Annotated in this window: 16 protein-coding genes; 11 read left to right on the forward strand and 5 right to left on the reverse strand. The window is 59.9% G+C overall.

Annotated features, from left to right (window positions below):
• From TU81_RS02430 to TU81_RS02460, 7 genes are all read left to right on the forward strand, one after another.
• Entirely contained in the window at window positions 1-1,845 is a 1,845-nt protein-coding gene (locus TU81_RS02430) for an ABC transporter ATP-binding protein (protein WP_038983085.1), read from the forward strand.
• Window positions 1,842-2,150, forward strand: a complete 309-nt coding sequence (locus tag TU81_RS02435; RefSeq protein ID WP_048393142.1) for a (2Fe-2S)-binding protein — start codon at window positions 1,842-1,844, stop codon at window positions 2,148-2,150. Before TU81_RS02430 ends, TU81_RS02435 begins: the two co-directional genes overlap by 4 nt.
• Window positions 2,132-3,523 (forward strand): FAD/NAD(P)-dependent oxidoreductase, encoded by a 1,392-nt coding sequence (locus TU81_RS02440; protein ID WP_048393144.1) that lies wholly within the window; start codon window positions 2,132-2,134, stop codon window positions 3,521-3,523. Before TU81_RS02435 ends, TU81_RS02440 begins: the two co-directional genes overlap by 19 nt.
• The gene (locus TU81_RS02445) at window positions 3,520-4,674 is read left to right on the forward strand and encodes an NAD(P)/FAD-dependent oxidoreductase (RefSeq protein ID WP_048393146.1); all 1,155 of its coding nucleotides are present in this window, start codon (window positions 3,520-3,522) and stop codon (window positions 4,672-4,674) included. Before TU81_RS02440 ends, TU81_RS02445 begins: the two co-directional genes overlap by 4 nt.
• Complete coding sequence (gene argE, locus TU81_RS02450) at window positions 4,671-5,828, forward strand: acetylornithine deacetylase (RefSeq protein ID WP_048393148.1); 1,158 nt, start codon at window positions 4,671-4,673, stop codon at window positions 5,826-5,828. Before TU81_RS02445 ends, argE begins: the two co-directional genes overlap by 4 nt.
• A 1,104-nt stretch (window positions 5,829-6,932) precedes the next feature.
• The gene (locus tag TU81_RS02455) at window positions 6,933-8,390 is read left to right on the forward strand and encodes an NAD-dependent succinate-semialdehyde dehydrogenase (RefSeq protein WP_048393150.1); all 1,458 of its coding nucleotides are present in this window, start codon (window positions 6,933-6,935) and stop codon (window positions 8,388-8,390) included.
• Window positions 8,391-8,431: 41 nt separating this feature from the next.
• On the forward strand, window positions 8,432-9,511 hold the full coding sequence (locus TU81_RS02460; protein ID WP_030128884.1) for a tartrate dehydrogenase: 1,080 nt from the start codon (window positions 8,432-8,434) through the stop codon (window positions 9,509-9,511).
• A gap of 214 nt (window positions 9,512-9,725) precedes the next feature.
• Here the strand turns inward: TU81_RS02460 and tatA are convergent, their stop codons facing one another.
• From tatA to TU81_RS02490, 5 genes are all read right to left on the reverse strand, one after another.
• On the reverse strand, window positions 9,726-9,938 hold the full coding sequence (tatA, locus tag TU81_RS02465) for a twin-arginine translocase TatA/TatE family subunit (protein ID WP_048393152.1): 213 nt from the start codon (window positions 9,936-9,938) through the stop codon (window positions 9,726-9,728).
• An 82-nt stretch (window positions 9,939-10,020) separates the two neighbouring features.
• A complete protein-coding gene (locus tag TU81_RS02470; protein WP_038983092.1) occupies window positions 10,021-10,728 on the reverse strand; it encodes a cupin domain-containing protein in 708 nt (235 codons plus the stop codon).
• Between the two features lie 57 nt (window positions 10,729-10,785).
• Window positions 10,786-11,643, reverse strand: a complete 858-nt coding sequence (locus TU81_RS02475) for a GNAT family N-acetyltransferase (RefSeq protein WP_048393154.1) — start codon at window positions 11,641-11,643, stop codon at window positions 10,786-10,788.
• A gap of 503 nt (window positions 11,644-12,146) precedes the next feature.
• Complete coding sequence (locus TU81_RS02485; protein ID WP_048393158.1) at window positions 12,147-13,487, reverse strand: OprD family porin; 1,341 nt, start codon at window positions 13,485-13,487, stop codon at window positions 12,147-12,149.
• Window positions 13,488-13,739: 252 nt separating this feature from the next.
• Window positions 13,740-14,666 (reverse strand): 2-hydroxyacid dehydrogenase, encoded by a 927-nt coding sequence (locus TU81_RS02490; RefSeq protein ID WP_048393160.1) that lies wholly within the window; start codon window positions 14,664-14,666, stop codon window positions 13,740-13,742.
• A gap of 287 nt (window positions 14,667-14,953) precedes the next feature.
• Here TU81_RS02490 and gabT point away from each other — a divergent pair, with 287 nt between their 5' ends.
• From gabT to TU81_RS02510, 4 genes are all read left to right on the forward strand, one after another.
• A complete protein-coding gene (gene gabT, locus TU81_RS02495; RefSeq protein ID WP_048393168.1) occupies window positions 14,954-16,246 on the forward strand; it encodes a 4-aminobutyrate--2-oxoglutarate transaminase in 1,293 nt (430 codons plus the stop codon).
• Window positions 16,247-16,336: 90 nt separating this feature from the next.
• Window positions 16,337-16,993 (forward strand): HAD family hydrolase, encoded by a 657-nt coding sequence (locus tag TU81_RS02500; RefSeq protein WP_048393170.1) that lies wholly within the window; start codon window positions 16,337-16,339, stop codon window positions 16,991-16,993.
• A 46-nt stretch (window positions 16,994-17,039) separates the two neighbouring features.
• Window positions 17,040-17,528 carry an Lrp/AsnC family transcriptional regulator gene (locus tag TU81_RS02505; protein WP_048393171.1) on the forward strand — a complete coding sequence of 163 codons (489 nt, stop codon included), beginning with the start codon at window positions 17,040-17,042 and terminating at the stop codon, window positions 17,526-17,528.
• Window positions 17,529-17,675: 147 nt separating this feature from the next.
• The gene (locus tag TU81_RS02510; RefSeq protein WP_048393174.1) at window positions 17,676-19,799 is read left to right on the forward strand and encodes a TonB-dependent siderophore receptor; all 2,124 of its coding nucleotides are present in this window, start codon (window positions 17,676-17,678) and stop codon (window positions 19,797-19,799) included.
• Window positions 19,800-20,084: the final 285 nt, after the last annotated feature.

Here is a 20,084-nt window from a genome sequence, read left to right on the forward strand (position 1 = left end):
ATGAGCGAATTAATTCGAGTCCAGGACCTGCGAGTGGTCGCCTGTGGCGAGCTCGGTGAGGTGGAAATCGTCAAGGGCGTGAGCTTCTCCCTGGAAAAAGGTGAAGTGCTGGCGTTGATCGGTGAGTCTGGCTCCGGCAAGACCACCATCGCCCTGGCGTTGCTCGGTTATGCCCGACGCGGTTGTCGTCTGTCGGGCGGCGTGGTGCAAATCGGCGAACACGACATGCTGGCGTTGAGCGAAAGCGAGCTGCAAGGCCTGCGCGGCAATCGGGTGTCGTACATCGCGCAAAGCGCTGCGGCGGCGTTCAACCCGGCGAAAAAACTTATCGACCAAGTGGTGGAGGGCGCGTTGATTCATGGTCTGGGCAGCCGGGCTGTGCTTGAGGCCAAGGCCATCGAGTTGTTCCGCGACCTGGCCCTCCCGGATCCCGATCGCATCGGCCAGCGCTACCCCCATCAAGTCTCCGGCGGGCAACTGCAACGGGTGATGGCGGCCATGGCACTGATCAGCGATCCGCTGCTGGTGGTGCTCGACGAACCAACGACGGCACTTGATGTGACGACCCAGATCGATGTGCTGCGTGCCTTCAAACGGGTGGTGCGCGAACGCGGCGCGACGGCGGTCTATGTTTCCCATGACCTGGCCGTGGTCGCGCAAATGGCTGACCAGATCGTGGTGCTCAATGGCGGCGAGATCTTCGAACAGAGCGCCACGGCGCCGTTGCTCAACGGCCCGGCCCATGAATACACCCGCAGCCTGCTGGCGGCGGCGCGGCCGGACACGACGATTCGTCCGCCTTGCGGCATCGCCGAAGAGACGCCGCTGCTGACCATCCAGGGCCTGACCGCTGGTTACGGCAACAAGAACGCGCAAGGCATGCCGGCCATTCGCGTGCTGGAAGACATCGACCTGACGGTTCGCAGAGGCCAGGCCATCGGCGTGATCGGTGAGTCGGGTTCCGGCAAGTCGACCCTGGCACGGGTGGTGGCCGGATTGTTGGAGCCCGCACTTGGCGGTCTGACTTTCGATGGCCAACCCTTGGGTGGCAGCCTGTCGTCGCGCACCGACGAGCAGTTCCGACGCATTCAAATGGTCTTCCAGAATGCCGACACCGCACTCAACCCGATGCACAGCGTCAGCACCATTCTGAGTCGTCCGCTGAAGATGTATTTCGGCCTTAAGGGGGCCGCGTTGCGCGAGCGTATTGGCGAGCTACTGGATCTGGTGCGCTTGCCGCGAACCATGGCCGAACGCCGCCCGAACGAACTCTCCGGCGGGCAAAAGCAACGGGTCAATCTGGCCCGGGCCCTGGCGGCCAAGCCGGATCTGATTCTGTGCGACGAAGTGACCTCCGCGCTGGATACCGTGGTGGGGGCAGCGATTCTCGAACTGCTGCGTGACCTGCGTCAGCAACTGGGGGTGTCCTATCTGTTCATCAGCCATGACATCTCCACCGTGCGAGCGCTGTGCGATGACATTGTGGTGATGTACAGCGGCCACAAAATTCAGGCCGGCAGTCGCCAGTCGTACGCTGAGGCGCCGTTCCATCCCTACACCGACCTGTTGATCCATTCGGTGCCGGAGTTGCGCCAGGGCTGGCTGGAAGGCTGCGGAACAACGACCTGCGGCACGCTGCCGCCCATTGGTGCAAAAGCCAATGTGCCTGGGCTGTGCACGTTCCTCAATCGTTGCCCGGTGCGGGTTGACGGCCTGTGCAATTGCGTCCCGCCGGACCGTCACTTGATTGTTGGCGGCAGTGAAGTCCTTTGTCATCACGACAGTGCCGAGTTGCTGAAAACCCAGAAGGATTCAAACAGCATGACCGCGGGAGCCTATGCATGAACGGGCGTTTCGTCAGGCTGGCCGAACAGGGCCGGCCCACCGTCAAACTGCAGGTAGACGGCAAGCCTATCGAGGCACTGCAGGGCGATACGCTGATGGTCGCGTTGCTGACTCAGGGCTCGGCGTTGCGCCAATCGGAATTCGATTCGGGTCGCCGCGCCGGATTTTGCCTGATGGGCGCGTGTCAGGACTGTTGGGTCTGGACCCGCAGCGGCGAGCGTCTGCGCGCCTGTTCCAATGAGGTCCGTGAAGGCCTGGATATTGTCACCACCCAACCGGAGGCGATATGGCCACTGCGCGGCTGAACACTCAACGAGTCGTGATCGTCGGTGCCGGGCCGGCCGGCATACGTTGTGCCGAAACCCTGGTCGCCGCTGGTTTCAAGCCCATCCTGATTGACGAGAATCGCCGGGATGGCGGGCAGATCTATCGTCGCCAACCCGAAGGCTTTACCCGCGATTACGCCACGCTGTATGGCACCGAAGCCGCCAAGGCCAACGACCTGCACCAGAGCTTCGACCGCTTGCGCGGGCAGATTGACTACCGTGCGGACACGCTGGTGTGGAACCTGACGCCGGGGCAACTGTGCTGCGTCAGCCAGGGCAAGCACTCGACGGTGGATTACGACGCCCTGATCCTGTGCACCGGCGCCACCGACCGCTTGATGCCGATCGAAGGCTGGCAATTGGCGGGCACCTATAGCCTGGGCGGAGCGCAGATTGCGCTCAAGTCCCAAGCTGTTTCCATCGGCCACCGCGTGGTGTTCATGGGCAGCGGGCCGTTGCTGTATCTGGTCGCCAGTCAGTATGTGAAAGCCGGGGCCAAGGTCGCGGCGGTGCTCGACACCTCGCCGTTGAGCAAGCGAATCGGCGCATTGCCGAAGCTGATGGCGCGTCCCGGACTGTTGTTTACCGGGATGAAACTGCTGGCGCAGCTCTATCGAGCGAAGATCCCGGTGCATCTGGGCATTTCGCCGCTTCAAGTGCTGGGCGATGCGGCCAATGGTGTCAGTGGCGTACGGGTGCGCACGGCGCGCGGCGAAACCTTGACGGTGGCATGCGATGCCGTGGCGCTGGGTTATCACTTGCGTCCGGAAACCCAGTTGGCCGACCTGGCCGGTTGCCGTATGCGCTTTGACGAGGCCTCCAGCCAATGGTGGCTGGCCGTCGATGAAGATGGCCGGACCTCGGTCAGCGGTGTATATGCCGCCGGCGACGGTTCGAAAATTCGCGGTGCCGATGCCGCCGAGCACGCCGGGAGACTGGTGGCCATGGCGCTGCTGGAGGATCTGCAGCAACCGGTGAACGCCGGATTGCGCGACGAACAACGGCACGCGCTGGCGGTAATGGATCAGTTTCGTCTCGGCCTGGCCCAGGCGTTTCCCTGGCCGGCGGCGCAAGCCAAAGCGTTGCCGGACACGGCCATCGTCTGCCGCTGCGAAATGATCAGCGCGGGCGAATTGCGTGCAGTGGTCCGGGACAAAGGTGCGTGTGAAGTCAATCGGGCCAAGGCCTTCAGCCGGGTCGGCATGGGCCGCTGCCAAGGGCGTTATTGCTCCCAGGCCGGGGCTGAAGTGATTGCCGCGGCCGCCGGTGTTTGCGTGGAACAGGTCGGTCGTCAGCGCGGTCAGGCACCGGTCAAACCCCTTTCGATGCTCACCGAGGAGGTGTCGCCATGACGGTACAGAAAGCCGATGTCGTGATTGTCGGCGGTGGCATCATGGGTTCGGCAGCGGCGTTTTTCCTGCGCCAGCGCGGGCAGTCGGTGATTCTGCTGGAACGCGACCAGATCGGTCAGTACGCCAGCGGCGTGAATTTCGGCAACGTACGGCGCCAAGGCCGATTCCTCGGCCAACTGGAACTGGCCAATCGCTCGTATGGGCTCTGGAAGCGTCTGCCGGAGCTGATCGACGATGACCTGGAATTCATCGCCAGCGGGCATTTGCGCGTGTGTTACCGCGAAGACGAGATCGCTGAGCTGCAAGCCTACGCAGACGCCCCTGAGGCGGAGCAACTGGATTTGAAGATCTTTCGTGGCGACGAGTTGCACAAGCGTTTTCCGTTCCTCGGCCCGGATGTGAAGGGCGGCTCCTACGCCCCTCACGATGGTCACGCCAATCCACGTCTGGCGGCCCCGGCGTTTGCCCGGGCAGCACGACGTCTCGGTGCGCGGATCGAAGAGCGCACTGAAGTGGCCGAGGTGCAGAAGGTCGGCGGCGAGTTCAGCATCAGCACCACCGATGGCCGCCAGTTCAGCGCTGAGCGCCTGCTGATTACTGCCGGCGCTTGGGGCCAGAAACTCTCGGCGCAGTTCGGCGAGCCGGTGCCGCTGAACACCCTTGGCCCACAGATGGCCGTGACTGAACCGGTGCCGTACGCCTTGCCGACGGTGATCGGCGTGTACACCAAGATTCCCGAGGAAGTGATCTATTTCCGCCAAATACCTCGCGGCAACATCATCATTGGTGGCGGCTATCGCAGCGAACCCGACATGCTCAACCGCCGGGCCTATGTCGAGCCGCGCAGCATTCTCAATCAGATGGATCAGATGCGGCGTCTGCTGCCGGGTGTCGGCAACCTGAACATCATTCGGGTCTGGAGTGGTATTGAAGGTTACCTGCCTGATTCCCTGCCGATCATGGGGCCAAGCGGCACCGTTGATGGCTTGTTCTATGCCTTCGGTTTCTCCGGCCATGGCTTCCAGCTCGGTCCGGGCGTGGGCGACGTGATGGCCGAACTGATCAGCACCGGTAGCACCAGCACTTCGATTTTACCGTTCTCCATCAACCGGTTCGCTTCTTCAGCCGAGCAACGGAGCAAGGCCTCATGAAACCCCGCGTACTGGACATTCTCAAGCGTCTGATGGCCTTCGACACCGTTTCTTCTGAGTCGAACATGGCCTTGATCGAGTACGTGCGCGATCTGCTGCTGACCAAGGGCATCGAGTCGTTGATCGTCAAGGACGAAAGCGGTAAAAAAGCCAACCTGTTCGCCAGTACCGGTCCACGGGAAGTGCCGGGGATTTTGCTGTCCGGGCACACCGATGTGGTTCCCGCAGCGGGACAGGCCTGGACCTTCCCGGCGTTTCAGGCGACGGTGCAGGACGGACGGATTTATGGCCGTGGCAGTTGCGATATGAAGGGTTTTATCGCGCTGGCCATCGACGCCATGCTCGATGCCGCCGACCATTCATTGAACCGGCCATTGCAACTGGCGCTGTCCCATGACGAAGAGATCGGTTGTGTCGGTGTGCGGCGTTTGCTCGACGTGCTGCACCTGGCGCCGGTACGGCCGTTTTTGTGCGTGATCGGTGAGCCGACCAACATGCAGTTCGTGCTCGGGCACAAGGGCAAGGGTTCTTACCGCACTTATTGTCGCGGCCTGGAAGCGCATTCCTCGCTGGCGCCGCGTTCGGTCAATGCGATTCACGTGGCCTGCGATTTCATCGCGGCACTGCGTCAGAGCCAGCAGCAACTGCAAGAGCAGGGCGCCCAGGATGCGGATTACGACGTGCCTTACAGCACTGTGCATGTCGGGCAGATTGTCGGCGGCAAGGCGCTGAATATCGTGCCAAACCTGTGCACCCTGGATTTCGAAGTGCGTAACTTGCCGGCGGACGACCCGGATCAGTTTCTGGAGCAGATGCGCGAGCGTGCCGAAGTGATCGTGCGCGAAGCCAAAAAGCTGTCCAGCGTGGCGGATATCGAAATTGAAACCCTGAACGTCTATCCCGGTCTCGATACCCACCCGAGTGTCGAGGCGGTGCGCTTTCTGAAAAACTTCGCCGCCCCGGACACCGGCACTGCCAAGGTTTCCTTCGGCACCGAGGGCGGGTTGTTCAAACAGCGGCTGGATGTGCCGGTGGTGGTCTGCGGCCCGGGCTCGATAGAACAGGCGCACAAGCCTGACGAGTTCATCGAGATCAGCCAGATGGAAGCCGGCGAGCGCTTCCTGCAAGGGTTGTTGGGCTCGATGCGGCTTTAGAGTTCCGCTTCCCGATTTTGATCGGTGTACATATCCGTTGCTGCGGTCACGGCTGCTATTGGTTTCGCTTTTACAGCGAGTCACTTTGGAAAAGCCCCAAAGTAACCAAAGCGCTTTTGCCCCTGTCGTTCGGTGCCTCGCCTAGGCTCGGCATGCCCTCGCTCCGGTCCTGCTCCGTGGGCCCGCCGCCATCGGCCATCCATGGCCGGGGGCGGCTAACCCGGCATCCATGCCGGGTTGCCCACTGCGCAGAACCTCCTCTCGGCCTCTCGAGGGCGCGGTGCCTCAAGATCAAGAGCTGCAAGCGAGCTAACGCTCGGCCTGTTGAGTGGTGAAAGGCAGAGTGGCTGTGCGCTGATTTTGGATGTGCTCTGATTTTTTGTGGGAGCTGGCTTGCCTGCGATGGCGGCGGCACCTTCAACATCACATTGACTGACCCACCGCTATCGCGGGCAAGCCCGCTCCCACAGGATGTGTGTCGTACACAGATTTTGTATATGCCCGCTGCTCCTGTGGGAGCTGGCTTGCCGGGTTGCCGCATCGCTGCGATGGCGGCCTGTCAGCCGATCAATCTTCCCCCGGATGTACCCACTCCAACTGTGGGAGAGGGCTTGCTCGCGAAGCTGTTGATCTTGCCATTGCCGTTGCTTTGGCTTTTGATCTTGACCTGCCGCCCCTTTCCCAGAGGCCGAACGCAGGCGTTGCGCAGGGGGCACCGCGGCAAGGATGCCGCGGTAGCCGCCCCCGGCCATGGATGGCCGATGGCGGCGGGCCCCCGGAGCAGGACCGGAGTGAGGGCATGCCGAGCCTAGGCGAGGCACCGAATGGTGGGGCAAAAGCGCTTTGGTTACTTTCGCGCTTTTCGAAAGTGACCCTCCGTCAGGGCGGAACCCTAAGCGGCCGTTACCGCAGAAACGGATATGTACTCCCAATCACCAGGCCCCGACAGTGAATCCCACGACAATATCCATCACCCACCAACAGTAGAGCCTGCCGTCGAATACCGATTTTCAGCATTCGAAGGCTGCTGGGGCGGCGCTTTCAGCATCCTCGTCCGGGACGACCCAATAGACTGAAGGCTGTCTCGGAACAGGACTCGATACCATGCTCAAGAATCGCCTGAAAGACCCCAGCCTGCTGGTAGAACTCGCTTACATCGACGGTCAGTGGATCAGCGCCGACAACGCCGCTACCCTTGACGTCATCGACCCGGCCAGCGGCCAGTTGCTTGCTCGCGTACCCGCGATGCAAGGCAGCGAAACCCGACGCGCCATTGAAGCCGCCGACCGCGCCTGGCCGGCCTGGCGCGCGCGCCCGGCGGCAGAACGGGCGGCGCTGCTGGAGCGCTGGTATCAGGCCATGATCGACAACCTCGACGATCTGGCGCTGATCATGACTTGCGAACAGGGCAAACCGCTGAATGAAGCCAAGGGCGAAATTCGCTACGGTACCGGCTTCGTCAAATGGTTCGCCGAAGAAGCTCGACGGGTCTACGGCGAAACCATACCGGCACCTAGCGGCGACCGCCGCTTGCTCACGCTCAAACAGCCGGTCGGGGTCTGCGCCGCGATCACCCCGTGGAACTTCCCCAATGCAATGATCACTCGCAAGTGCGCGCCGGCCCTGGCCGCCGGCTGTACGATCATTGTCAAACCTTCGGACCTGACGCCACTGTCGGCGCTGGCGCTGGCCGTACTCGCCGAACGGGTCGGCATTCCGGCCGGGGTGTTCAACGTCGTCACCGGCATGCCCGCCGGCATCGGCGAAGAACTGACTGGCAACCCGACGGTGCGCAAAATCTCCTTCACCGGTTCCACCGCTGTCGGTCGGCTGCTGATGCGCCAGAGCGCCGAACACATCAAGCGCTTGAGCCTGGAGTTGGGCGGCAACGCACCATTCATTGTGTTCGACGACGCTGACCTTGAGCAGGCAGTGACCGGCATCATGCTCAGCAAGTTTCGCAACGCCGGGCAAACCTGCGTCTGTGCCAACCGGATTCTGGTGCAGGACGGTATCTACGAACGCTTCGCCCAGCGCCTGGTGGAGGAGGTGGGCAAGCTCAAGGTCGGCAATGGCCTGGACGCCGACGTGACCATCGGCCCGCTGATCAATGCGGCGGCGGTGAGCAAGGTCGCTCGGCATATCGACGAGGCTTTGAGTCAGGGAGCCCGTCTGCTCTGTGGCGCAATCCCTGAGGGCGACAGCCAGTTCGTCCAGCCGACGGTGCTCGGTGACGCCCATGCCGGGATGTTGCTGACCACCGAAGAAACCTTCGGCCCAGTCGCACCGCTGATGCGCTTTGCCACTGAGGAAGAGGCGCTGGCCCTGGCCAATGCCACGCCTTATGGCTTGGGCGCCTATTTCTTCACCCAGGACTTGCGCCGTTCATGGCGGTTCGGCGAGGCGCTGGAGTTCGGCATGATCGGTCTCAACACCGGGCTCATTTCCATGGAAGTCGCCCCATTCGGCGGTATCAAGCAATCGGGCCTGGGCCGTGAAGGCAGCAAGTACGGCCTGGATGAATACCTTGAAGTCAAAGCCTTCCACATCGGCGGGCTGTGATCCGGTTACCGTTTTGAACAGACATTGAGGAGCCACGATTGATGAGCAAACCATTCAGAATCGCCGCGATTGCCGGCGATGGCATCGGCAAGGAAGTCTTGCCGGAAGGGCTGCGGGTACTGGAGCAGGCCGCGAAAAAATGGCAACTGGACTTGAGCATCGAAGTGCTCGACTGGGCGCATTGCGATTATTACCTGGAACACGGGCAGATGATGCCCGCCGACTGGTTCGAACAGCTCAAGGGCTTCGACGCGATTTACTTTGGCGCCGTTGGCTGGCCGGACAAGGTGCCGGACCATATTTCCCTGTGGGGTTCGTTGCTGAAGTTTCGCCGTGACTTCGACCAATACGTGAACATCCGTCCGGTGCGGCTGTTTCCCGGTGTGCCGTGCCCACTCGCCGGACGTGAAGCCGGGGACATCGATTTCGTGGTGATCCGCGAGAACACCGAAGGCGAGTATTCGTCGGTCGGCGGCAAGATGTTCGAAGGCACCGAGCATGAGTTCGTGCTGCAAGAGTCGGTGTTCACGCGGCGCGGCGTGGACCGGATTCTCAAGTTCGCCTTCGATCTGGCCCAGACCCGGCCGCGCAAGCGCCTGACGGCGGCGACCAAGTCCAACGGGATTTCCATCAGCATGCCGTACTGGGACGAGCGCACCGCATTGATGGCTGCGAAGTACCCGGACGTCACCTGGGACAAGCAACACATCGACATTCTGTGCGCGCGTTTCGTGCTGCAACCGGATCGTTTCGATGTGGTGGTGGCGTCGAATCTGTTCGGCGACATTCTGTCCGACTTGGGACCGGCCTGCGCTGGAACCATCGGCATCGCACCCTCGGCCAACCTCGATCCGGAGCGACGCTTCCCCTCGCTGTTCGAGCCGGTGCATGGCTCGGCGCCGGACATCTATGGGCAGAACATCGCCAACCCGATTGCGATGATCTGGTCCGGTGCCTTGATGCTGGACTTCCTGGGCAATGGCGATGAACGCTATCGCGCGGCCCATGACGGAATTCTGCAGGCGATCGAACAGGTCATCGCCCAGGGGCCGATCACTCCCGATCTGGGCGGGCAGGGCTCGACCCAGGATGTCGGTAGGGCAATCGCCGCGTTGCTTTGAGCCGAGGCAACAACTGCTCAGCAGGAAGCTTTATTCATTCTTGTGTCTCACCCTTTTAGCCCGTCCACACTGCGGGCTTTTTTTTGCCTATCGCCCTCGTGTTTAACCTGCCTTTGCTGTTGCGAAGGAGGTAACGAAGGAGGGGGCGCGGAATGTGAGGGACGTCTTGAATGCGGATGTTGCTGATGGTTTTACTGGAGTGCGCGCTGCACCTTTACGAATCCTTGAACGTGCGTGCCTGGACGTCAATGGACTGGCCCTCGGGCTCCTCAGTGACTGGCTTATCGTCGCCCATGGATTTGCGGAACCCCCTGATCGTATCTCCGATATCCGCCCCCAAACCTTTCAGACGCCTGGTTCCGAACAACATGATCACGATCAACAGGATGATCAGGAGTTTCCCGGTACTGAAGCCACCTAATCCCATTGTCTGAACTCCGCAAGTGATTGGTCTGTTTTGGTGGGGCCGGCGGAGGAGAACTCATCTGCCGGCGCTAACGTGGTTCGAGTTATTTGACGACGTAGAACTTGCGCACATAGACGCTGCTATTCCAGGCGCATGGGGCACCTCGGGGCACGAACACCGTATCGCCACTGTTGACCGTCAGATGGGTCCCGTCTGCTACCTGGAGGGTGACGCTGCCTTCGAGCAGGTGCATTAGCTCATGCAGCAGGTGCGGCCTCGCCTTGCGGGTATAGGGTGTCGAGTCCCAGACGCCGATGCGCAGGTCAGTCGCTTCTTCGACGAACAAATTGTTCGAGCGACATTGTGGTGCCGGGGTCAGCAGAATTTCTGCACCCGGTGGTGTCGAGGGAGAGAGCAGGGTTCGCTGAGGGAGAGGCGTTAGCCCGATATTGCACGCCTCAACAGGCTGGGTATCGGCGCAGAACGCCCAGATAGAGTCGGGTTGCGCCTCGATCTGAATCGAGGTGCCGCGGGCGATCACCGCGCTGTCACCAGGATTGAGTTGGAGCGAGTGATCCTGGCTCTGCAGGACAACTTGTCCCGCGTGCACCACGATCATTTCGCTGTAGGGATAGTCATCGACGCTGAATTGTCCGCTCGCCTGGACCACACCGGCAGCAATGTCATCCGCCCCGACATAAGCAATCTGTCTTTCGAAAGGATCGTTGGCGCCCAACGAACCAGGGGTAAATTTTGTTAGAACGGGACTGCCGTCGGCGTGTGCCAACAGCACTGCAGTGGGCTCTAGCATGATGCTGTTTCTCCAGGAGTGTGCATTGTGAAGCGTTGGATGTAACGGAGGGGTTTGTCAGCCGATGGCCTGAGTCACCAGCGCAAACTGGTGCACTTCGCCGATCGCCTGCGGTGGGGTACCGCGAGCCATTTGTGCGACGGTGTCGACGTGCTTCAGCCCGGCCTCTTCCAGCCAAGGGGCCAGACCGCTGTCGGACGGTATATCCATGCGCACGAAGGCGTCCGGCACGTGGGCCAACAACAGCGCGATCAAGTGCTTGGCCTGCTCTGGATTTTCTGCGATGACCGGGCCGATACAGCGACCACGGCCGAATGGGCGTAGCAGGGCGAAAGCACGCAGCTGACCATCGCGCTCGATACCGACCGAGTGTTCGACAACATCGAACAGATCATTGAGTACGGCGTGTCTGTCCAGGCCGCTGCCGGCGTTGGCCAGTTCAATCTGGACGCTCCGATCGGCTTCGGTCAGTGGGCGGCAGCGCTCACCGGCTGCCAGGTCATTGGGTGCAGGAACCCGAGCGAGCCCTTGATGTTGTTGAATATGTCCAAACTCAATGAACCCCTGGCTGGCATAAAGCGGGGCGCCGGCCAGCGTCGCATTGAGCACGGCGGTACGCGATCCGCAAGCCTCGAGCGCCAACTCCATCAGCTTGCGACCTATACCCTGGCCCTGGTACTCATCACTGACGATCACCAGGCCGATGGTGGCGTAATCTCCCTGCGGACAAGTGAACGCGGTACCGATCAGACGGTCTGCGTCTTCTACGACAAAACCCTGCGCGATGCGCTGCAACATGGCCCAGTCTTCCAGGCGGTGGGGCCACTTCAACTGCACGGACAAGGCATGGGCCGACGCCACATCGGCTGAGGTCATGGGGCGATAGATATAGGCTGGGCGTTGCGAAATGGACATGGCAGGTCTCCATTGACAGGGCGCGTAATCGGTCGGATTTCTGCGCGCAAAGTATTGGTATCTCACCTGCGGCGAGGCCTGACAAGAGCCTCCAATTGATTCGGCAGATTCCGTCAGCGACGGCTCCGCAGACCACAGTTACTGCTCAAATGAGAATCAGGATCGGCAGCAAATACCGGGTCGGTTTTCAGGATGCAGGTCGAAGCGAAAGACATTCCTGATGGTTACATTGCTTAAAAAAAGACGCCCGGATGGGTAATGCCGATCTGTTAAGAAATTTGAGCGACGAAATTCCTGTGGGAGCGTGGCTTGCCCGCGAAGAATGCACCGCGGTTTTTCAGGTACTACGCGTCATCGTTCTTCGCGGGCAAGCCACGCTCCCACAGGTTCTGCGTCTTAACCGACTGGCATTAGTTCGAATGGGCGCCTCAAGGCTAAGGAGCGAGGAGGAGGCCTTTAAAAAAGCCGGCCGGCCCACGAGCTAAACCGGCCGGGAACAGCCGTTACAGAATGCTCAGCGGGTACTCGATGATCAGGCGGACCTCGTCGATATCGCTGTCGAACGAGGTGGAGCGGTGGGTGGCCTGACGCAGGCGGAAGGACAGGTCCTTGGTCGCACCTTCCTGGATTACGTATTTGGCTTCCAGATCGCGTTCCCAATGTTTCTGGTCGTCACCCACCTTGTTGGCGTAAGCGCCATTCGGATCGGCCTTGGTGCCATCGATTTGATCGCCTTTGACATAGCGGGCCATGAAGCTCAGCCCGGGTATGCCGTAGGAGGCCATGTTCAGGTCATAACGAGCCTGGACTGAACGCTCGTTGGGGGCGTTGAAGTCGGAGTACTGAACCGAGTTGGCCAACCAGATTGAATCCACACCGATGTAGTCGAAGTACTCGTCGCCATCGATCTTCTGGTAGGCCAGGGTGAGCTTGTGGGCGCCCAAGGAATAAGCCGCTTTGGCTGACCAGCTGGTGGTGTCGATCTTACCGGCACGCGCTTCGCCCTGGTCACTGGTCTTGTAGGCCGTCAGACCGAAATTGAGCGACTGCTTGTCAGCCAGGGGAATCGTATAGGAGGCACTGCCGAAGTGTTGGCGCCAGACATTGACGGCCTCACTGGTGTACGCCTTCAGGATGAGGTTTTCGTTGATTTTATAGGTGCCGCCGACGAAGTCGACGCTGTCAGCTTCGGTCCCTCCGTAGGTGGTGAACAGGCCGTCATCGGAGTTGGTCGAATTACGATTGTTGAAGGCGGTGAAATGGCCACCCTCGAGGGATAAGGCATCGAACTCATTGCTGGTCAGTTGAAAACCGGTCGCGGTTTCCGGCAGCAAACGGTTGTCGCCGGTGGCGAATACCGGAGCGGTCGGGCGTTGTTCGCCGTACTTCAGCACGGTCAAGGAAATGCGCATCTTCACTGCGCCGCCAATCTTGCCATAGGAGTCCGGCACGTCGGCTTCGTTGGTGCGGTTGTTGCTGATCGGCAGCAGGCCGTTGCCGACCCGACCGCGGCCGGTGTCCAGCTTGACCCCGCCGTAGGCGAAGGCATCAGTGCCGAAGCCGATGGTGCCTTGGGTGAAACCGGAGGCGAAGTTGAGCATGGCGCCGTGTGCCCACTCCTCGCGATAGCCGTTGCGTTCGCTGGACGGCAACGAGCCATTGATACCCTGGCTGTTGCTGCCGCCATGGCGGAAGTCGCGGTTCATATAGAAATTACGGTTGAGCAGCACTAGGCTGCTGTCTTCAATGAAGCCCTTGGCTTGCTGTTGCTGATCCGCTATTGCCAGTTGCGCGGTGGCGGCAATGACCGCCAAGGAGAGAGCGCTTTGTTTTGCGATGTTCATCGCTTACCTCATTTGATCTTATTAGTATTCGTTGCCTGTACGGCAGGCAACGTTCTGCTCAGGTGAACACTGCGAAGCAAACCGGGAGAACCCTGGATCTTGTCGATCACTGCACGGCCGGGCTGCACGCAGCGGTGGCTGTATCGCAGCTACGGCGGAGCCTGGCAATGGGCTGCAGTCAATTCGGTAGATTGCATAAGTTGCGACTTCACAGGCCGCAGTTATTGCTCAAACGAGGGGTAAGGCCGGCAGTTAGTAACTTCGCTTGCGGTCAACCTGGCCAAGCATTGACTCACCGCGTTGATGCCGACGGATGTTCTCCAGCAGCACGCTAAACGCGCTTTCTGGCTGAGTCATTGCAGCGATATGCGGTGTCAGCAATATCTGCGGATGGTGCCAGAAGGGATGATCCGGCGCTGCCGGTTCCTGTTGCAGTACGTCGAGCACCGCCGCGCTGATCTGGCCGCTGGCCAGAGCCTCGAGCAGATCCTCTTCTACCAGATGCCCACCGCGGCCCATGTTGACCAAGGCAGCACCATTGGGCAGGTGCTGGAATAACTGACGGTTGAGAATCCCTTTGGTCTGCTCGGTCAGTGGCAGGACACACAGCACGATGTCGCACTGGCCGAGGAAGGCCGGAAGTTGTTCGGCACCCGCAAAGCAGTCCACTGCGTCGATGTGATGCTCGCTGCGTGCCCAGCCCGACAAGGCAAAGCCAAAAGGCTGCAACGTGGCCAGAATCTGTTGAGCTTGTGTGCCGAGCCCCATCACGCCCACTCGACGTTTGGCTGCCGGTTGCAGCAGGTGAGCCTGCCAGCACCGGGCCATTTGTTGCTGGCGATAACGGAGCATATCCCGGTGCAGGCTCAGCACCGCAAAAGTGGCGTATTCGCACATGCCCCGGGTGATGCTCGGATCGAGCAGACGGACCACCGGCAGGCTCGTGGGCAAGCGGTCAAGGTCAAGCTGATCGACCCCGGCCGACAAGGCGAACAATACCTGCAGGTTTGGCAACAAGGTGTCGAGATCGTCCGGCGCCTGCCACGCCGCCAGGTAGCGAATATCCTGCGGATCGCCGATGTCTGGCCAGGCACGCCATTCGATATCTGGAGCGTGCTCGGCGAATAGGCGCTTCCAATGTTCGCCGCGCACCGGGTCAGCTTTATAGAGCAGGGCCATGGGTCAATTCTCGCATTAAATAGGGAGCATCAAGCATGCCCGAGTGACAAAGCAGGATATGTCGAAAGACTCTGCGTAAACACACGACGCTGCGTTGTAGGGGGCACCTATCGGCAGATTCCATGGGGCTGGCCACCGCTGAAGGATTCTGCTGTTTGCCGGGGTGAAAACAGCCGATCCGAATTTCTCAGAGGCCAAGTTCGGCTTAGACAATTGCGTCGAAAGCTTAACCTGTGAAACACGTCGCAGCCGCTTCCCGGTTGCCAGGCCCACTATGAGAGATGCCAATGAACAGTAAAGTCGAAGAAACCCCGAGTTTGCTCCGTCAACGCGATCAATTCGTGCCCCGGGGTTTGGTCACCGCACACCCGCTGGTTATCGATCGTGCCCAGGGTTGCGAGATGTGGGACGTGGACGGGGCGCGTTACCTGGACTTCGTCGGCGGCATCGGTGTGTTGAACATCGGTCACAATCACCCGAAGGTGGTCGCGGCGGTGCAAGCCCAATTGCAAAAGGTCAGCCATGCATGCTTCCAGGTAGTGGCCTATAAACCCTATCTCGACCTGGTCCAGCGTTTGTGCGAGTTGGTCGGTGGTCGCGAAGCCTATAAGGCGGCGCTGTTTACCTCCGGTGCAGAGGCTGTGGAGAACGCGGTGAAGATCGCTCGCGCGCACACCAATCGCCCAGCGGTCATCTCCTTTCGTGGCGGTTTCCATGGACGCACGTTGCTCGGCACGACCTTGACTGGCATGAGCCAACCCTACAAGCAGAACTTCGGGCCCTTTGCTCCCGAGGTCTTTCATACCCCGTACCCGAACGCCTATCGCGGTTTCACCAGCGAGATGGCCCTGCAAGCCCTGAACGAATTGCTGGCGACTCAAGTCCCTGCGGACCGGGTAGCGGCGATCATCATCGAGCCGGTGCAGGGCGATGGCGGCTTCCTCTCGGCGCCGCCGGAGTTTCTCCAGGCGCTGCGGGCTCTGACCGAACAACATGGCATCGTGCTCATTCTCGATGAAATTCAGACCGGCTTCGGCCGCACGGGCAAATGGTTTGGTTTCCAGCACGCAGGCATTCAGCCGGATCTGGTCACAGTCGCCAAGAGCCTGGCCGGTGGTTTGCCGATATCGGGCGTGGTGGGTCGTGCGCACATCATGGACGCGCCATTACCCGGTGGTCTCGGCGGTACTTATGGTGGTAATGCCCTGGCTTGCGCGGCGGCGCTGGCGGTGATCGACGCCTACGAACAGGAACAGCTACTTGCGCGCGGTGAGGCATTGGGCGAGCGTCTGCGTCAGGGCCTGCTGCGCTTGCAGGCACGTCATCCGCGTATTGGTGACGTACGTGGCACCGGTTTCATGTTGGCGATCGAACTGATCAAAGACGATGAGGCCCGCAGCCCCGATGCCGAACTCACCCAGCAACTGATCGATCAGGCCAGGGTTGGCGGGCTGTTGGTGATCAAATGCGGCGTGTACCGTAATGTGCTGCGCTTCCTCGCGCCTCTGGTCACCGAAGAGGAACAGATCGACGAAGCGCTGGCGATTCTTGAGGCAGCATTGTTACGCGTGTTGAATTAACCTCAGACTTCGGTTGGCGCAGCATCGCTGCGTCAACCGGAGCGTTTGGAACGCATGGATTGTTGAATGCATCATGGGAGGCTACACACCATGTACCTGACTGATTATCGTGCACTGCTGATCGATTGCGATGATGTTCTGGTCGATCGGGATTCGGGTATCTGGACGGCCCTGCAACCGTTGCTCGAAAACCATTCGGACAGGCTGGACAGGGAAGCAGTATTGGCTGCGTTTGACGAGGCGGTGCGTACGCTCTATCCACGTTTTGCAGAGTTGGGTTTCAGTGGGTTGCTGTGCTTCGCCCATCGTCAGTTGGCAGAGCGTTTCGGGCTCAAGGCCAGTTGGGAGGAGGGGATGAGTTTCGCCCGATCGGTGGGCAACTGGTCACTGTTCGAGGACGCACCCGGCGCCATGTTGTACCTGCGCAAGTTTTATCGGCTGCTGGTGTGCTGCGATCGTGATGCCGCGGATCGCGAACAGCTCTGTGAGCGTTTGGGGATTACGCCCGAAGATTTGCTATCGCGGGTCAGCAATCCGTTAGAGGACAGCGCCTGGCTGCAAGCCAACAAACTGAAACCTGAAGATATCCTGCAGGTTTCCAGACCTCCTGCCGAGCCGCCAAAATCGGCGGGTTTGTGCCTGATCTATCGTGATCACGGGAATGATACCCAGCAATGTCCTGCGGATTTTTGCATCAATAGCATGGCCGACCTGGTCGCTCAGCATCAGCGATCGTTACACCGCTGATTTTGCTATATCTTTGGACATCGGAACGGCAATCACGAGGTACGCGATGGAAGGTTTGATCAAACTAGACCGAATTGATATCAGTATCCTGGTTGAACTGCAAAAAGACGGCCGAATGACTAACGTCAGCTTGGCCGATGCAGTGGGTCTGTCGTCCAGCCCATGTTTGCAACGGGTCAAGCGGCTCGAGTCGGCCGGCTATATTTCCGGTTACAGAGCCCATCTCAATCTTGCCAAGATCACCGACTCGGTCACGGTATTTACCGAGATCACGCTCAGCGACCACAAGCGGGAGGACTTCGCCAAGTTCGAGTCCAATATCCGTTTGGTCGATGAAGTACTTGAGTGCCATTTGATCAGCGGTGGTTACGATTACCTGGTGCGTTTCATGACCTGCAGCATCCAGCATTATCAGGAAGTGATGGAAGGTCTGCTGGACAAGAACATCGGTATCTCCAAGTACTTCAGTTACATCGTCATCAAATCGCCGGTCCTCAAAGATGGGGTTCCGCTGCGCAGGCTATTGCGTCACTGAGGCCCGGCCATGAGCGCAATTAATTTTGCTCTCGCACCTGTTTTACCGAGATAAAACGTATCAGCAGAGAATGGGAATTGATATTATTCGTCATCAATTCTCGCCGAGCTCCTGATGTGCCCGGCATCTTCTCAAGGTTGTCTGTCGATGCGTCGAACTCTCGTTTCTCTGTGTGTGATCCAAGCTATTTCCCAGACCGCCTGGGCTGAACAAGCACCGACTGATCCTGCGTCAATAGAGTTACAAGCGATCGACATCAACGCCACATTGGAAGAACAGGCTCAAGGGCCGGTTCAGGGTTATCGAGCAACCCGTTCGGCCAGTGCGACGCGCACAGACACTCCGATTCATGAAACCCCACAATCCATCAGCGTTGTCACCAAGGATGTCGTGGAGGACCTCGGCGCGACCCGTCTGCAAGACGCGCTCGATTACGCCGGGGGCGTGGGTCGTGCGAACAATTTCGGCGGCCAGGGCCTGACCACTTTCACCGTGCGTGGCTTTACCACCGGTGAGTTCTACCGCAACGGTTTCCCGATCAACCGCGGTTATCCGAACATGCCCGATGCCAATACCATCGAGCGCCTGGAGGTCCTGCGCGGGCCAGCCACCACGCTGTATGGCCGTGGCGACCCGGGCGGCACCTTCAACGTGGTGTCCAAACAACCCCTGGCCGAACGCACCGTCACCCTGGGCAGTCAACTCAACGATCAGGGTATGCGTCGCGGAACGCTGGATGCCTCAGGACCGCTGGACGATGAAGGGCGACTGGCCTATCGGCTGAACGTGATAGGCGAGGGTGGCGACACCTTCCGTGATCACGTCGAAAACGAGCGTTACGGTGTGGCGCCGGTGCTCGGTTGGCAGGTCAACGACACCACCCGCATCACCTTCGAAGGCGATTTCATGCGCAACAACGCGCCGCTCGATCGGGGCGTGACTCGCTATCGCAATCAGGCCGGCGTTGCCTCGCGGGATACTTTTTTCGGTGAAAAGGATATCGGCAAGCTGCACAACGACAACAACATGGCGCAACTGCGTTTCGAGCATTTCCTGAACGACAACTGGACCTTGGGTGGCGGCACGCAATTTCTCGATGGCAGCCTGCAAGGCAATGCCATTGAAGGCAACGGAGTCGCTGCCGACGGCCGAACGCTGGGGCGCAATTTCAACTATCGCAAGCTGGAGTGGCAAGACCTTGATGTGCAGTTGAACCTGACCGGGCATTTTTCCACCGTTGGGTTCGACCACACGTTGCTCACGGGCATCGAGTATGAGGATTACGATTACAAGTCGATCATCCGTCGCTCCAGTGGGGCGGTGAGTGCCTACCCCATCGACATCTTCAATCCGGTCTACGGCCAGCCGCGTCCGGCGCTGACTCGCACCACCACCCACGATCAGGAAAACCTCAAGACCTATGCCGCTTTCGTGCAAGACCAGGTAACGCTGACCGAGCGCTTGAAAGCTTTGGCAGGCGTACGTTTCGAACGCTTCGAACATGATTACGACAACAAACTCGTCAACGGTGTGAGCTGGACCAACAGCGACAACGCTGTCACCCCGCGTCTTGGGCTGATCTACGACTTGACCCCGACCGTGGCGATCTATGCCGACACGGCGCGATCCTTCAAGCCCAACAGCGGTGCCAGTCGAACGGGTGGCGGCTTCAAACCTGAAGAAGGCAAATCCTACGAGGTGGGTGTCAAGTGGCAAGCTCTGGATCGCCAGTTGAGCGTGGATGCCGCGGTTTATCAGATCGAAAAACGCAACGTCCAGACCAACGACCCGGTGGACCCGAACTTCAAAGTTGCGGCGGGTGAAGTTCGCAGCCGTGGCTTCGATCTGAATGTGGCGGGCAACCTTACGCCAGAGTGGCGCATGATCGGTGGCTATGCCTATGTGGATGCCGAAGTCACCCAGGACAACGACCTGAAGTCAGGCACCCGCCTGATGAACATTCCGCGCAACAGTTTCAGCCTGCTGAACGTCTACGAGTTTCAGGACGGCGGCCTCAAAGGACTGGGCCTGGGGCTGGGCGCCAAGTATGTCGACGAGCGCGCCGGCCAGACCGCGGCCAATGCCTTCTCCATGGACAGCTACGAGGTGTTCGACCTGCTCAGCTTTTACAAAGTCAACGAGCACCTGCGGCTTAACCTTGACCTGAAGAATGTGTTCGACAGCGACTACGATGAAGGCGCCTTTGGCAACGTTTACGCCTATCCGGGGGCGCCGAGAACCGTGCAAATGGGTTTCTCGTACACTTTGTAACAGGTAGACAGGTCGCGCCCTTGTTATGAGGGCGGCTAGTTTCGGACGACATTTCACCAGGCGCGTTACGCGCAACGCATGTCGAAATCAGACTCATAAGTGGCGCATTCGGGCTATTGGCTTTCAAGACAAGACGCGTAAGGTGGCGCGTCACTTCACGGTCGTGTACAGCCGTGATGCCTGATTTAGAAGCTCAGGAGCGTTTGAGGTGCGCCGCGTTCGGACGCGGCAACAGGGAGAAATGATGATCGCCTGACCCTCAGTCAGTACGCCCTAACGTCGATC

The sequence above is a fragment of the Pseudomonas lini genome (genome assembly GCF_001042905.1).
In the GTDB taxonomy this organism is placed as follows: domain Bacteria; phylum Pseudomonadota; class Gammaproteobacteria; order Pseudomonadales; family Pseudomonadaceae; genus Aquipseudomonas; species Aquipseudomonas lini.